Genomic DNA, 14,603 nt, shown 5'->3' with positions numbered 1-14,603 from the left:
CCATCGTATGCTTCTTACATTTTCCTTTGCATGACCATCATCGCCGGCATATCTCTCCATGCAATACTTCGGCTCTTGATAACATGAATCCATTGTTTATATTGGGACACAACTATGACGATCACAATTGGAATGGTCACGCCAAGTAACGTAAACATGATATTTCCGTAATCAAACACCTCCAGCAATATTTTGTTTACACTTACGTGCATGTACATAATCGCCATGCTTTTTTGATTGATAAATGACAAAAACGATTGTATGTGCACAGAGCGCAGCATTTGAAACAACCCGCAATATGCGATTGTCATCGCCAGCGGAATGATTGCGTCTAAGACATAATCGTTGTATGTTAGATACTTCATGCTTAAGTGATAATCAATGATGCCTTGTTTGTGCAAGATCATAGCGCCGACTGTCAGCACAAGGCTGCCTGCCGTCAGCCATTTCGGCACGCGACGTAAAAGCGGCTTTGCGTAATAGCCGATGCTGTAATAAAAGAGCGCCAGCATGGTCACATCAAGATTCCACGGCATCAACACATGAAGGGACGGTTCTTTTCCTGGTAACGTGCTGACAACTGTTCCTTGAATATGTGCAAGCACATAAAACAGGCCGATGGAAAGCAGCCGAAGAGCTTCTTTTTTAATGGTAAGCTGCAGAAGCACAAACAAAATTTGTGTGAAAAATAGGCATGTGACAAACCAGAATACACCATAATGCCCGGTGATAAATCGGCCGCCAACCAAGAGCTGCCCCAGGTCAGATAAATACCAGGAAAGTGATGTGTTTCCTTGGAGTAGTTCTGTTGTATAACGACATACCGTGAAGATTGCCATATATGTGATATAAGGGATTAATAGACCGTAAAAGCGCTTTTTAATATAGCTCCCCACTTGCGACCAGTTTTCGACCGGACGTGATACATAGCCGCTGAACAAGAAAAAAGCCGGCATATGAAACCAGTAAATAAACGTAATGATATCACTTTGCTGATAGGCGTGTCCGGCAACGACCAGTATCATAGCAAAGCCTTTTGCGGCATCTAACCATTCTTCTCTCCTGTTCACGACCTCACCTCCGTTTTCTGAGGTAATTGTACAAAAAAGAAGAAGCTATTCTCTCGCTTTTTATCGTTTTGTAAACGGACGGTAATGGATTAGTCATGTGGCTGTGATGTTCGTTGTATTTTTAATAGCGTTGCTAAATAATTGCTGAAACTTGCCAGATTATCTTCAAAAGTAGCTAAATTCCTCAAAAAAGGAGCTCCGCATGCCGCGGAGCTCCTTTTCTTACTTCACGTCGTAGCCTTGTTCTTCGATGGCTTCTTTCAGCGCTTCGACTGTTACTTTTGCTTCATCGAATTGCACGTCAACTGTGCCTTCCTGCAAATGTACTTCTACTGCGGTAACGCCTGTCAGTTCCTCCAGAGCATTTGTAACCGCCGCTTTGCAGTGATTGCATGTCATACCTTCTACATGTAACGTAATCATGTTTCTCCCTCACTTTTTCGCAAATTGTTTAATAACTGTCATAAGTTCTTGCATGGATTGCTCGCCGTTTCCTTCGCTAATCGCCTTGGCAACGCAGTGACTCGCGTGACGCTCAAGCAATTGAAAACCAACGTTATGCAGCGCTGCATTGATGGCGGAAATCTGCACCATAATATCCACGCAATAACGGTCATCTTCAACCATTTTTTGCACCCCGCGCACCTGCCCTTCAATGCGCTTGAGACGCTTTAGTAAATCCTGTACTTCTTTTTCGGTACGCGGCACCATGCTGTTTTCACAATGATCCATAGTTTATCACCTCACTTCTACAACAAACGGATAGACAAGAACCTCATCAAATTGAAATTCAGCCCAAATTTTATACACACCCGGCTTATCAAACTTTGTTTCAAACGCTGTTTCTTTCGCGGAAAGTGGGTGTACATGTACATACTTCTCTCCTGCTTCATCTAAAATGACTACATGACCAAGCGCCCCTAAATACGGCTTTGGCACACTGCCATCTGCAAACGAGAAGCGCAATGTAACAGCTTCACCTGCTGCAAACGTATCTGGCTTCATCGTCACTGTTTTTCCGCTTACCGTTTTCGTAAAGTTTGTCTCTGGCTGTAATGCTTCGTGATGCATATGACCGTTGCCGATTGTTACATCAATTGGCGCGACAGCGTAAGAAGCATTTTTGGGCTTTATATCAACAAACACCTTGTATGCCCCCGGCTCTAGGTCCTGCTTTACAGAAAACGTACCGGCACCCGTTCGTTCTGGGTGTATATGATAATATTGACCTAAATCATGGCTCACGACAATCATATGCATGATTTTTTCGTGATTGATTTGCAAATCATCGATTGGTTTGCCATTCTTATCTTGTACTAACACGTTAAATGTTCCATTATCATACGAAACTTTTGCTGTAACGTCTCCTTGCGTAGCAACCGTTCCATGATTGCCGTGATCACCATGATGACCACTCTCCTGCTTAGGCGCTTGCATAGTATTCCAAATGAGATAGCCGCCCATTATCACAACTAACAGTACAACTGCTGACACAATCCACTTTTTCATGATCCTGCCTCCTTTGTCTACAATAATACTATACCCCCCTAGCGTATGCAACAATATAAAAAAGATTGACAGAAAAAAATTCCACTACATATAATAAACATATGAACAATTGCTCACATATTCATAATTGAGGTGAATCATGATGATTGAAGAAAAAGAAGACGCATGCTTGGAAAGCTGTAGCCAAACGATCATCCATAGAGAAGTAATTGAAGAAGTCAAATCATCCATTCCTGATGATGATAGCCTCCAGAATGTGGCGGAATTATTTAAGGTACTGGGCGATCGCACCCGAACGCGCATTTTACACGCGTTATTTGCCAGTGAAATGTGTGTATGCGATTTGGCGTATTTGCTGGGTATGACGCAATCCGCTATCTCTCATCAGCTGCGGGTGCTAAAACAGGCCAAACTCGTTAAAAACCGCAAGGAAGGCAAGGTTGTCTACTATTCCCTTTTAGATGATCATGTAAAGGCAATTTTTGAACAGGCTTTTGCGCATGTTAAAGAAGAGAATTGAACGCACCAAATAGCGGAATGCACATACCTATGAAACAATAGAACGCCTCTTGTTAAAGGAGAGAGAAATATGGAGAAAACAGCGAAACGGCAGCTTGTGCTGGATGGACTCGATTGTGCGAACTGTGCAGCCAAGATTGAAAATGGGGTTGGACAATTAGATGGCATTTCTTCCTGCGCAGTGAATTTTGTCAATAAAACATTAACGATTGAAGCGGACGCGGCGCGGGCAGATGCTGTAGTCACAGATGTAAAGCAGCTTGTTCACAAGCTCGAGCCGCATATTACTGCAACCGAACCGGGCCAAAAGGCAACCTTTTTCTTAAACGGGCTTGACTGTGCGAACTGTGCGCTAAAAATTGAAACGCAGGTAAAAGAGCTTCCGCATGTTGTTGACGGCCACCTTGACTTTGTATCCAAAAAGCTCACGATTTCCGTTGCCGATAAGGAGCAGCTCAGTGCCGTAACCAATGAAATGAAAGCCATTGTCAAACGCTTAGAGCCCGATGTACAGGTAACAACGGCTGAAAAAACAGAGGAAGCAAGCGACATCAAGAGTATTATTGCAAAGCTTGCGATTGGCGGTGCGCTCGGCTTGCTTGCATTTACCCTACCCGTTCCGGACTGGATCGCGCTTATTTTGTTTGTAACAGCGTACTTTATTGCCGGCGGTGATGTCATTTTAAAAGCTGGTCGCAATATCGTCCGCGGGCAGATATTTGATGAAAACTTCTTGATGGCGCTGGCGACACTTGGTGCTTTCGCAATCGGTGAGTATCCCGAGGCAGTTGCCGTCATGCTGTTTTATCAGCTTGGCGAATTGTTTCAAAGCATTGCGGTTAACCGCTCCCGTCGTTCTATCAGCGCATTACTCCAGATTCGTCCTGATTACGCTAATGTACAGCGCGGCGACGACATACTACAAGTAGCGCCGGAAAGCGTTCGTGTCGGCGATATTATTATCATTAAGCCAGGTGAAAAAGTACCGCTTGACGGCAAGGTACGAAGCGGTATGTCTATGCTCGATACGTCTGCTTTAACAGGTGAATCCATGCCGCGAGAAGCAGTGCCTGGTAATGAAGTGCTAAGCGGCTTTATCAACAACAGCGGCGTGTTGACTGTTGAAGTAACAAAGGAATTTGGTGAATCGACCGTCAGCAAAATTTTGGACCTTGTCCAAAACGCCAGCAGCCGGAAAGCTCCAACGGAAAACTTTATCACCAAATTCGCCCGTTATTACACACCTGGTGTTGTTATCACAGCCGCCGCGCTCGCGTTACTCCCGCCGCTTTTATTAGAAGGTGCAACTTTTTCTGAATGGATTTATCGCGCGCTCGTGTTCTTGGTTATTTCTTGTCCATGCGCTCTTGTTGTCTCCATTCCGCTCGGCTTTTTTGGCGGCATCGGCGGTGCATCCAAGCACGGCATCTTGGTAAAAGGCAGCAACTATTTAGAAGCGCTCAACGATGTAACACATGTTGTCTTTGATAAAACTGGTACGTTGACAAAAGGTAAATTTGCAGTAACAACCGTTCATCCTATTGATATGACGAAGGAAGAGCTATTGCAGTACGCTGCTTACGCAGAAGTGCATTCAAATCACCCGATTGCTCTTTCGATTCGAAACGCTTACGGTACAAATATCGATGACGCGCTGATTTCGGATTACACAGAAATCGCCGGGCACGGAATTACGGTCAAAGCGGATGGCCGGACTATTGTAGCCGGTAATGCAAAGCTCATGCAAAAAGAGAACATTGCCTATACGGAGCCAACTGAAATTGGTACGGTTGTACATGTGGCTGTGGATGGGCGCTACGCGGGCTACCTCGTGATTACTGATGCCATTAAGGAAGATGCAGCGAAGGCTATTTCCGAACTGCGTGCTCTTGGTATTACGAAAACGGTAATGCTGACCGGTGACAGCAAGGCGGTCGGTGATGCGGTCGGCCGTGCGCTTGGTCTTGATGAAGTACATGCGGAATTGTTGCCGCATGAAAAGGTTGATGAAATGGAAAAACTGTACGCGCAAAAAGGAGCGAAAGAAAAGCTTATCTTTGTCGGCGATGGTATCAATGATACACCTGTTTTAGCAAGAGCTGACGTTGGGTTTGCCATGGGCGGTCTTGGCTCTGACGCCGCAATTGAAGCTGCGGATGTAGTGATTATGAACGACGAGCCTTCTAAAATCGCAGCGGCCATTCGCATCGCAAAACGCACACGCCGCATTGTGTGGCAAAATATTATTTTCGCACTTGGTGTGAAGGCTGGCTTTTTATTACTTGGCGCCTTCGGCATCGCAACGATGTGGGAAGCGGTTTTCTCCGACGTTGGTGTAACTGTACTAGCCATTTTAAATGCCATGCGGGTGTTACGTGTAAAAGATTTATAAAAAAGGGAGAGCCTGATGAAAAACCAAACCAGGCGGAACGATTTTAGTGTTTGATAAGTTTTTAAAGGAAAACCGTTCTCCCGGCGTATTACGGGCCTTCCTTAATACCGTCACCAGTCTAATCGGAACGGATATTAACCGTAAATTCAGTACAATCCGCCGTGATTTGCCTATATCTATTGCAGAAGAGCAAGCCGTTTTTGGAGGCGCTTATCAAATTTTTGTATGTAAGAAGCCGGTCATATGACCGGCTTTCCTATTTATTGAAATGATAACTCTGCCAAGGCGGTTGCGATTTGATCCTGCGCGCTTGTAAGGTTGCGAGAAGTAGATGTATAACCGTTCAGTAAAATCGAGAAATACAAGCGTTCCCCGTCTTTCGTCTTCACATAGCCTGACAAGCCGCTCACACCTTGCAGGGTGCCTGTTTTCGCATACACATTGTTTTGTGCCAGCGTTTCTTTCATCCGATTTCGGAGCGTACCGTCCACACCGGCAATCGGCAGGGCGCCATAATAGGCGTCAAAAAATGATTCGGTCGCGACGCTGCGAAGCAAGGTGGCCATATGCACCGCAGAGAGGGTGTTATAACGGCTGAGACCGGAGCCGTCCACCATTCTGAAAATAGGGTTGATGCCATACAGCTGCAGGCTTTCTCGTACCACCTGCGCACCGGCACTGGCGCTTCCGATTCCCTTTTTGTCAGCACCCAGTCGCTTCAGAAGCATCTCTGCATAAAAATTATCACTGTTTTTGTTCATAAACATGATAATATCACGCAGAGGAAGTGAAGAAACCTCGGCCATTTTTTGTGCTTGAGCATTTACTGTACCTGCCTTCACCTCTGCCCGCTTATCAACCTGAATACCTTCTTTTTCCATTTCTTCTTTGATTACCGTTCCAGCATACAAGGATGGTTCCTCCACAGCAATCCGTTCATAATCCGGTGCTTCACCAATTGGTAACTCACCTTGTAAACGAATGATGTTCGTGCCGCGCTCCTTTTCTACCGTAAACGTATTGTCCGCACCAGCAGCTACCGTTTTTGCCTCATTGATAATTTGTATGTGCCTAGTATTCGGCACCATACGATAGACGACTGGTTGCCCAGCGCGCGTACCAGCCTCATACTCCACTCGAACGGCACTTCTGTTTACAGATAATGCGCTGATTTGCGGGTTATATCCGTATGTTTCATCATCCCACGCCCAGCCCGTACCTAAGCGCTGCGCATCGTACTGACTGTCATCTACGATAATATCTCCCTCGATTGCAGTAATGTGCTGGTCTTTTAACGCCTGAACCAGCCTTGCTACCTGCGTGCCGCTAGCTTGGCCGGACGGGTCTTCCGTTTGCAGCGTCGGATCTCCGTAGCCTTTGATGATAACATCACCGTTTACACGACCATGCTTGTCAGGCAGCGCAGTCGTATATAGTTCTGTTTTAAATGTATAGTCCGCACCAAGTGCCTTCAGCGCTGCTGCAGTTGTCAGCAGCTTCATGTTGGAAGCCGGGGTCAACAGGGCATCCGCATTACGACTATACAAAATACCGTTGTTACGATCCAAGGAGCCAACCACCACACCTGCCGTCACACCTTTTAACGCTTCTTGATCTAAAATGGGGTCAAGCAATGAAGTAAGCAGGAACGTATCCGGAACAGATGGTGCACCCTCGTCCATAATGGCCGGGTATTGCGTTAATAGTACCCCTACCGCATCTTGAAAATTTGTCGCAGTTCTAGAAGTGCGCACACCGTTCAAAAACACGGAAAATGCTAGCTTGTCGCCGTTTGCCCCGGTCACATAACCGGAGAGACCATTTACGCCGCTCATCGAACCTGTTTTTGCACGCACATTCTTTTCAGCGCTGGTTCCTTTCATACGGGACTTCAATGTCCCGTCCACACCCGCGATTGGCAAGGAACGCTCGAACGCCTCTTGATAGGGCTGCTTGTCCACATAGGTCAACAGCTGTGCCATTTGCTTCGGTGATATTAAATTTAAGCGCGAGAGACCAGAGCCATCTACTTGCTTGTAATTTGTAGGAATACCGGCTTTTTCTAAAAATGTAGCAATCACATCAGCGCCGGCATCAAAGCTTCCCTCGCCTTTTTGAGATGCCCCAAGCTGTTTTACAAGCATTTCCGCATAAAAATTGTCACTTTCTTTATTGAGTCTTACGATTAAAGCGCTAAGCGGCTGTGATTCATGTACAACAAGCGGTGTTCCCTGCACACCAGCTGTTTTTTCAACTTTTGCTTTTTTAAGAGCAATGCCATTCTCTCGCAGGGCATACTTCCATGCGTCAGCTGCAAAAAGTGCTGGATCTTCCACTGTTATTTGGTCAGTGTAAGGAGCGGCATCTTTCCCGATTGTACCTGTAATCACGATAGTATCACTGCCGCGCTGTCTATCGATAGTCAGGTCGGTTTTGGTACCTTCCACTACACTTGCTCGGTTGTCGATTTTCACAACGTCATTGCGGGGCTCCACCTCCACGCCGGCCGCACTAATGGATAGGTCTACTACATTTTCATTAACGGCCAATGCGCTGATTTGTGCGCTGTATGTATAGATTTCATCATCCCACATCCAGCCTTCCCCAAGGCGCATATCATCATAATAGCTATCATCAACGAGGATGTTTCCATTCACTGCTTTAACACCCGCGTCCTTCAATTTGACAGCAAGCGCTGTTAAATCCGCTTTAGACAATGACGGGTCGCCATAGCCCTTTATAACGACATCTCCGAGTAATGTCCCTTGTGGATTTACATGGCCGGTTGTATACACCTCTGTACGAAAGCGATACTCTTCTCCAAGTCTGTCTAGCGCAGCAGCTGTTACATATAGCTTTAAATTCGATGCAGGCACAAAGGTTTTATCCGCATCATGCTGATACACACTTTCTCCTGTTTTGGTGTTGTACACCGAAATTCCAGCTCGCATCCCGATGGTACTCGCGCTTTTCGGTAAATTGGCGACGAGCTGATCGATTTGTGAAATCGATGTGACCACACTTGTCCCGCTTTCTGCGTAAACAGGTAGCTGTATAAGCTGAAGCATGAGCAAAAAGCTAATCAGCCATTTCATTGTACGTTTCATCCCTCTTCTCCCCTTTCTTTCCCATACATGTATAATTATAAGAATTTTCAAAATTTTTAAAAGTTATTTCATTCATTTGATTAGATGAATATGGAAAAACCTCCCTTAGATAAGGGAGGTTTCGCATTAAATCCATACAATTGAAATAGTACCATTTTCTTCTGGAATAAATGAAATACGACCTAAATCGATTGTGCGATTTTCATCAATTGCTTTTTGTGCGTATTGTTGAAGCTGCGCTACTTCTAGCGGACAATCAAATGCTTTCGCAATCTCAGCGACAAGCTCTGCTTCTGGGAAGAATACCATCGCAAGCCCTTCTGTACCGATAGCGACATCACCCTCACTATCAGCAAGTACAGCTACGTGATCTTCCGTATATGCATCTAAACCCTCATACAGACTCGCAACACTTTGCATGCGCGCTATCATTTCTTCCTGTTCCATCGTAGTCTGACGTAACAGAGCACCTTCATCGTCAAAGGCATACTCCTTACCGTCAATTACAAACGTTTTACCAGCTACCATTTCACCGCTCGGAACGAAATAGTAAGCCTCATAGCCTTTTTGCATCCAGCCTGTCTTCATTTCACCGCTGCCTACTAAATAATACTTTGCACCGCCGTATTCAAGCCAGCCTGTTTTCATCGCACCATCGCCCGCTAAGTAATACCACTCGTTTCCGTCTTTCAGCCAACCTGTTTTCATCGCACCGTTGCCGGCCAGATAGTACCACGTGCTTCCATCCTTAACCCAGCCCGTTTTCATCGCGCCGCTTGCAGCTAAGTAATACCACGTACCTCCGTCTTTCAACCAGCCTGTTTTCATCGCACCATCACCAGCCAAGTAATACCACGTTGCGCCATCTTTTACCCAGCCTGTCTTCATCGCACCGCTTGACGCCAAATAATACCATTTACCACCATCAAGCAACCAGCCTGTTTTCATGACACCGGTTTGCTTATCAAGGTAATACCAAGTACCGCCATCTTTTAACCAGCCTTTATACGGTGTGCGCGTTCCAGGTGCGTAATAATACCAAGCTCCATTTTGCGCAACCCACCCACTGGCTACAACCCTTGGTGTCAGTGGCGTTTGTGTTTTTGTCTCTGCAGCTGCAAACGACGCTGGCATCAGCATCATCGCTGCCAAAGATGTGCATATTAACTTTTTCATACTTGCTCCCCCTATGTATCTATGTTACTACCTACCCATCATATCATGAAATCTTGTTATATATCAGAATCATCTTACAATCATTCCTTTTCAGATGAACATTTTGTCAGCAGCAACAAAATTGTAATCAATGTAAACGCCACAAGCGCCAAAAATGGAATGGTGATAAAGCCAAGCCAATTGATATACTGTCCGGTACAAGGCACACCTTGCACACATGGCTTAATTGCCGCAAAGCCAGGAATCTTTTGCATCATATAATGAAAGATTGAAATGCTACCGCCGATAATGGAAAGCGGCAGTGCATATTTTTTAATTCTCGTATCCTGGTAAATTGTTGCAATGCCAAGAAAAATCGCAAGCGGATACATCATGATACGCTGATACCAGCACAATTCGCACGGAATAAAGCCACGCACCTCACTAAAATACAGACTGCCGAGCACGGCCGTTACGGAGACGAACCATGCCATGTACAACGTGTAATTGCGCCAATTCATTGCAGTGCCTCTTCAATGAGCTCGGTCAGCTTTTCATAATCGTACGGATCTTCTAGCACCTTACCGTTTACAGCAATCGTCGGTGTTAGCTGCACATTGTAGGCCTGCACGAGCTTTTCATCTTCACCAATGAAACCCGTAATCTCTTTACTCTTCATATCCGCTAAAAAACGTGCCTCATCCAAAGTAGGAACTGTTTCCTTTGCGATTTGCGTCAGCAAGTCTTCATTGATCCACACATCATCGTGGCTTTCCGGCTGCCGCTTGTACACTTCTTTATGGAAATCCCAAAACGCCTCAGGATTTTGTTTATATACCGCTTCGCCCGCAAGCGCCGCAAGCAAGGATTCATCGCCGTGAAACAAAACATTTACATATGAAAACTTTACTTTTCCGCTGTCAATATAATCCGCCTGTAGCTGTGGTAAAATGCGCTCTCCCCACGCCTTACATGCCGGACATTTATAATCACCAAACTCTGTGACAGTTACCTTTGCCTTCTCATCCCCTAGCACAGGCTGCCCGGTAACAGGTGGCAAGGATTTCATCTCTTTTGTGTCTTCTTTCCCTTTCGTTCCCCATACCACCACAACGATTGCTGCAATTATAATGGTAGCCAGTACTAATATGAGTGGTTTACGCTGTGCCTTCATGTTGTCACCCCTATCGAATAGTTTCAATATCCTTAACAATTTCTTCATACGGCACATTTAATGCGCTGTACTTTTTCACAACCTTGCCGCTTTGGTCCACAAGGTACAAGCTTGTACCGTGAATAACCTGCGAATTGTTCTTCGGCTTGCTTACTGGTGTTTGAAAATTCTTCATCGCAAACTCCTGAATTTCTTGCTGGGAGTAATCACCAAGAAACTGCCATTTTGCTTTTCCAAAATCATAATTTTTCATAAAATCCTTCCGTACCTCCGGCTTGTCCACCTCCGGATCTACGCTAAACGATACGAATGTCACATCTGTGATGTCTTCCTTCGCGAGCATCTCCTGCAGCTTCATCATGTTCGCTGTCATCGGCGGACATACCGTTTCACAGCTGGTAAAAATAAAATCTGCAACCCACACCTTGCCCTTTAATTCCTTTAATCCAACCGTTTTCCCCTCTTGGTTGCTGTAGGAAAATTCTTTTATCTCCCAGTTCAGCGGATTTTCAAGCTTCCCGCCGCAACCGCTTACGATTAACATTGCTGTTATGCTCACGCATAAAGTCAGCATACGCCATGCTTTCATATGTATCCCCTCCCTATTCTTTTTCTACGATAGCACCGAATAACAGCGCTTGCTTGCATAAAATGTGACAGTTTTGTGACCAGGAATAGAAGTGCCTAGCCCGCACAGCAGCAGATGCTGTTGCTGTACAAAATGTGTTGCACCAATTTTTACCTACACTGCACAAAAAAAGAGTGCATATCAGCACTCTTTAGCTTTTTGTCGCACCTGCGGTCAAGCCGGATACGAAAAAACGTTGTAAAAAGATATAAGCAATAACAATAGGTAGCGATGATAAAATAACACCTGCAAAAAGGACAGGATAGTTGGTAATGTACTCACCTTGGAAGCCGAGCAAAGCGAGCGGCAGGGTTTTCTTTTGGTCATTCGTAATGAACAACAGCGGATACAACAAATCGTTCCAGTGCATCACAACAAGAAAAATCGCAGTGGAGGCGAGCGAAGGCAATGATAACGGTATCACAATACGCGCATACATGTGCCAATAACTTGCACCGTCCATGACTGCCGCCTCAAAGAGCGATTTTGGAATCATCTTCATAAATCCCGTCAGAATGAATACTGCAATTGACATGGTCGAGGCAATATTTACAAGCACAAGACCTGTTAGGGAATTTGTGAGCTGAAGTGATGTTACAACCTGGTATAACGGAATCATGCTAACCTGCGCTGGTACGAGCATGCCAAATACAAATAACACAAACACAAGTCGGGCAGGCCAGGGCGGCAACTGCGTAATTGCAAAAGCAATAAAACTTGCGAATAACAAAGTAAGCAGCATTGAACTTACTGTCACGATAGCGCTATTTTGCGCATATAAGCCCATTTCTTGATGAGATAACAAATCACCGTATGCTCCAAAGCTCAAACTATCCGGTAAGGAGAATGGCGTCTTATAAATCTCTGCTTCGTCTTTAAACGTTGCCCCCACAATCACACCGATTGGTATGATGATGAGCAAAGCATATAAAAAAAGCAGCAATGTCCGAAGCATTTCTCTACCTCCCTAGTAGTGTACGCGATTTACGCGAAGTATCTGGAATTGTAAAAGTGTCACAAGCGCAACAACCAGCATGAATACCACCGACAGCGCCGCTGCATAGCCGAAGCTGTAATTTTGAAACGCGGATGCATATATGTAAGTCGACAAGATTTCTGTCCCATAATTCGGACCGCCGCGTGTCATTGCAAAAATTAAATCAAATGCCTTAAAGGACTGCAGTATCGTATACGATACTACAATTGCCGCGGCCGGCGCAATGAGAGGCCAGGTGACCCACCTGAAGCGCTGCCAGCGATTGGCTCCCTCAAGCGTTGCAACTTCATGTAGCTCGGCTGGCACCGCTTGCAAACCGGATACGAAAATGACAATCATCTGACCAGTATGAAACCACACCTGCACAAGTGCCACCGCATATATGGCAAACTCCTTGTCACCAAGCCAGTTTTGACGAAGAATTTTGCTGACCAGTCCGATGCTCGGGTCATACATAAACAGCCAAATAAACGCAACGGACACTGAAGATAAAATGGTCGGAAAAAAATACAGTGCGCGTAGCACAACATTTGTTTTTGTGTGCTTTACTAGGTACAGCGCGAATAAGAGAGACATGCCTGATTGCAGCAGTACGACGACCACCATAAACTTCAAATTATTTATCAACGCGGTATGAAAAACAATATCTGAAGCAAGTCGTTTGTAATTTTCAAAGCCGACGTACGCGTAGCTCGGTGTGAGACCATCCCAATTTGTAATGGAATAATAGAACGCGCTACAAATAGGAAACAACTGAAAAACGGCATATAAGATAAAGCCGGGAAGTAAAAACCAAAGCAGCTTATAGCGCCTCATTTCACCACATTTTGCTCCACAATTTTTTGGGCTGCTTCCGCCGCTTGCTTAGGTGCAGTTCCTCCTAATACCTCTTGAATAGAGCCTGTCACCGCTTTTTCCACATTTGCGTTAGTAATGGTAAAACGCGGCTGAAACACCGTCTTTTTATTTGTCCAAGTAGATAGCTCTTTTAGAATAGGAGATTCGTAGCTTACACCTTTCACTGTCACATGCTGCGCTGTTTTATTGGCATATTCTGTGGCAATTTCCTGCTTACTTAAAAATGCTAAAAACTTCTTTGCAGCTCCCTTCTTTTTCGACTTGCTGTTAATAGCCAACATAAAGGTTGACGTATGTACGCCTTCATATTTTGCTTGTGATGCCTGAACAGTAATCGGTGCTAACAAGCCGAGACGAATGCTCGGATTTTGCTTTTGAATACCTGCAACCGCATACGAGCCGGTCGCCAAAATTGCCGCTTTTTCCTGAGCAATCAAGGCAATGGCGCTATCATGTTTGGCACCAAGGGCATCTTTTTGGAGATACGGCTGTAGTTCTTTGAATTGCCCTAGCGTTTTCACCCACCATTCATCTGTCAGCTTCGTTTCACCTTTTTGTAAGGCTGATAAGCTTTGGTCGCTCGGTGCATTGTTCATGACCATACTGTTCATAAATTGACCTGGTCCAATGTCGGCACCTGGAAAGGCAATAGGGATATAGCCGTTCGCTTTCAGTTTTTCATTTACTTGTAAAAAACTTTCCCAATCCTTTGGCGGTGTTAAACCTAGCTTTTCAAATATCCCCACGTTATACACTGGGATATTAAAAACAAGCTGATAAGGAAGTGCAAGCTGCTTACCATCTTTCTTCCCATTTTCAATTAAATGCGCTTCAAAATTTGTTGTAAATGATTCCTTTGTAAGGTCTGTAAATAATCCTGCTTTTTGCAATGTTTCAAACTGCGCCCCCGGAAACGATGTAAACACATCTCCTGCTTGCCCATCTCGAAGTACAGTTTGCACTGTTGATTGATATTGATCAGATGGATACACATTCATCTTTACTTTAATTTCCGGATTTTCTTGTTCAAACTTTTGAATAAGAGTATGAAATACCTCTACATCCTCCCCGCGCCAGTGCACAAAGCTGATTGTCGTCGGTTCTTTCTTCGCTGATGTTTTGGATGATGAGCACCCTGTCACAATTCCTGCAAATAAAGTCGCTGCAATTGCACCTGTAATCCACTTTTTCATA

General features: G+C 45.0%; 15 protein-coding genes. 3 read left to right on the top strand and 12 right to left on the bottom strand.

What is annotated here, in order from left to right:
• Window positions 1-14: 14 nt before the first annotated feature.
• The 4 genes from MUG87_RS19000 to MUG87_RS18985 all read right to left on the bottom strand — a co-directional run bounded on the left by MUG87_RS19000 (window position 15) and on the right by MUG87_RS18985 (window position 2,579).
• Entirely contained in the window at window positions 15-1,070 is a 1,056-nt protein-coding gene (locus MUG87_RS19000; protein ID WP_247084244.1) for an acyltransferase family protein, read from the bottom strand.
• Between the two features lie 222 nt (window positions 1,071-1,292).
• Complete coding sequence (gene copZ, locus MUG87_RS18995; protein ID WP_247084242.1) at window positions 1,293-1,493, bottom strand: copper chaperone CopZ; 201 nt, start codon at window positions 1,491-1,493, stop codon at window positions 1,293-1,295.
• A 9-nt stretch (window positions 1,494-1,502) separates the two neighbouring features.
• A complete protein-coding gene (locus tag MUG87_RS18990) occupies window positions 1,503-1,802 on the bottom strand; it encodes a metal-sensing transcriptional repressor (protein WP_124565672.1) in 300 nt (99 codons plus the stop codon).
• Window positions 1,803-1,808: 6 nt separating this feature from the next.
• The gene (locus MUG87_RS18985) at window positions 1,809-2,579 is read right to left on the bottom strand and encodes a hypothetical protein (protein ID WP_124565673.1); all 771 of its coding nucleotides are present in this window, start codon (window positions 2,577-2,579) and stop codon (window positions 1,809-1,811) included.
• Window positions 2,580-2,721: 142 nt separating this feature from the next.
• Between MUG87_RS18985 and MUG87_RS18980 the strand changes: the two genes are divergently transcribed.
• From MUG87_RS18980 to MUG87_RS18970, 3 genes are all read left to right on the top strand, one after another.
• On the top strand, window positions 2,722-3,099 hold the full coding sequence (locus tag MUG87_RS18980) for an ArsR/SmtB family transcription factor (protein WP_124565691.1): 378 nt from the start codon (window positions 2,722-2,724) through the stop codon (window positions 3,097-3,099).
• 69 nt (window positions 3,100-3,168) lie between these two features.
• Complete coding sequence (locus tag MUG87_RS18975; RefSeq protein ID WP_247084240.1) at window positions 3,169-5,490, top strand: heavy metal translocating P-type ATPase; 2,322 nt, start codon at window positions 3,169-3,171, stop codon at window positions 5,488-5,490.
• Window positions 5,491-5,536: 46 nt separating this feature from the next.
• Window positions 5,537-5,737 (top strand): hypothetical protein, encoded by a 201-nt coding sequence (locus MUG87_RS18970; RefSeq protein WP_247084238.1) that lies wholly within the window; start codon window positions 5,537-5,539, stop codon window positions 5,735-5,737.
• A gap of 13 nt (window positions 5,738-5,750) precedes the next feature.
• Here MUG87_RS18970 and dacB read toward each other — a convergent pair whose 3' ends face one another.
• The 8 genes from dacB to MUG87_RS18925 form a co-directional block, all read right to left on the bottom strand.
• The gene (dacB, locus tag MUG87_RS18965; protein WP_247084236.1) at window positions 5,751-8,597 is read right to left on the bottom strand and encodes a D-alanyl-D-alanine carboxypeptidase/D-alanyl-D-alanine endopeptidase; all 2,847 of its coding nucleotides are present in this window, start codon (window positions 8,595-8,597) and stop codon (window positions 5,751-5,753) included.
• 126 nt (window positions 8,598-8,723) lie between these two features.
• Complete coding sequence (locus MUG87_RS19625; RefSeq protein WP_281503661.1) at window positions 8,724-9,773, bottom strand: cell wall-binding repeat-containing protein; 1,050 nt, start codon at window positions 9,771-9,773, stop codon at window positions 8,724-8,726.
• Between the two features lie 80 nt (window positions 9,774-9,853).
• Window positions 9,854-10,273, bottom strand: coding sequence for a disulfide oxidoreductase (locus tag MUG87_RS18950; RefSeq protein ID WP_247084234.1), 420 nt, complete (start codon window positions 10,271-10,273; stop codon window positions 9,854-9,856).
• A complete protein-coding gene (locus MUG87_RS18945) occupies window positions 10,270-10,926 on the bottom strand; it encodes a DsbA family protein (RefSeq protein ID WP_247084232.1) in 657 nt (218 codons plus the stop codon). Before MUG87_RS18945 ends, MUG87_RS18950 begins: the two co-directional genes overlap by 4 nt.
• A 10-nt stretch (window positions 10,927-10,936) precedes the next feature.
• Complete coding sequence (locus tag MUG87_RS18940) at window positions 10,937-11,515, bottom strand: SCO family protein (protein ID WP_281503660.1); 579 nt, start codon at window positions 11,513-11,515, stop codon at window positions 10,937-10,939.
• A gap of 190 nt (window positions 11,516-11,705) precedes the next feature.
• Entirely contained in the window at window positions 11,706-12,509 is an 804-nt protein-coding gene (locus MUG87_RS18935; RefSeq protein WP_247084230.1) for a carbohydrate ABC transporter permease, read from the bottom strand.
• 12 nt (window positions 12,510-12,521) lie between these two features.
• On the bottom strand, window positions 12,522-13,367 hold the full coding sequence (locus MUG87_RS18930; protein ID WP_247084228.1) for a carbohydrate ABC transporter permease: 846 nt from the start codon (window positions 13,365-13,367) through the stop codon (window positions 12,522-12,524).
• Window positions 13,364-14,602 (bottom strand): ABC transporter substrate-binding protein, encoded by a 1,239-nt coding sequence (locus MUG87_RS18925; protein WP_247084226.1) that lies wholly within the window; start codon window positions 14,600-14,602, stop codon window positions 13,364-13,366. The genes MUG87_RS18930 and MUG87_RS18925 overlap by 4 nt, the downstream gene beginning before the upstream one ends.
• Between the last annotated feature and the right edge of the window lies 1 nt (window position 14,603).

This window comes from Ectobacillus sp. JY-23, assembly GCF_023022965.1.
Taxonomy (GTDB): Bacteria; Bacillota; Bacilli; order Bacillales; family Bacillaceae_G; genus Ectobacillus.
The sequence above is the reverse complement of the archived record's forward strand: the minus strand, read 5'-3'. Positions and strand labels throughout refer to the sequence as shown.

Coding starts and splice junctions, on each gene's coding strand:
- copZ (WP_247084242.1), bottom strand. CDS start 1,493: ATGATTACGTTACATGTAGAAGGTATGACATGCAATCACTGCAAAGCG.
- MUG87_RS18990 (WP_124565672.1), bottom strand. CDS start 1,802: ATGGATCATTGTGAAAACAGCATGGTGCCGCGTACCGAAAAAGAAGTA.
- MUG87_RS18985 (WP_124565673.1), bottom strand. CDS start 2,579: ATGAAAAAGTGGATTGTGTCAGCAGTTGTACTGTTAGTTGTGATAATG.
- MUG87_RS18980 (WP_124565691.1), top strand. CDS start 2,722: ATGATTGAAGAAAAAGAAGACGCATGCTTGGAAAGCTGTAGCCAAACG.
- MUG87_RS18975 (WP_247084240.1), top strand. CDS start 3,169: ATGGAGAAAACAGCGAAACGGCAGCTTGTGCTGGATGGACTCGATTGT.
- dacB (WP_247084236.1), bottom strand. CDS start 8,597: ATGAAACGTACAATGAAATGGCTGATTAGCTTTTTGCTCATGCTTCAG.
- MUG87_RS19625 (WP_281503661.1), bottom strand. CDS start 9,773: ATGAAAAAGTTAATATGCACATCTTTGGCAGCGATGATGCTGATGCCA.
- MUG87_RS18950 (WP_247084234.1), bottom strand. CDS start 10,273: ATGAATTGGCGCAATTACACGTTGTACATGGCATGGTTCGTCTCCGTA.
- MUG87_RS18945 (WP_247084232.1), bottom strand. CDS start 10,926: ATGAAGGCACAGCGTAAACCACTCATATTAGTACTGGCTACCATTATA.
- MUG87_RS18940 (WP_281503660.1), bottom strand. CDS start 11,515: ATGAAAGCATGGCGTATGCTGACTTTATGCGTGAGCATAACAGCAATG.
- MUG87_RS18935 (WP_247084230.1), bottom strand. CDS start 12,509: ATGCTTCGGACATTGCTGCTTTTTTTATATGCTTTGCTCATCATCATA.
- MUG87_RS18930 (WP_247084228.1), bottom strand. CDS start 13,367: ATGAGGCGCTATAAGCTGCTTTGGTTTTTACTTCCCGGCTTTATCTTA.
- MUG87_RS18925 (WP_247084226.1), bottom strand. CDS start 14,602: ATGAAAAAGTGGATTACAGGTGCAATTGCAGCGACTTTATTTGCAGGA.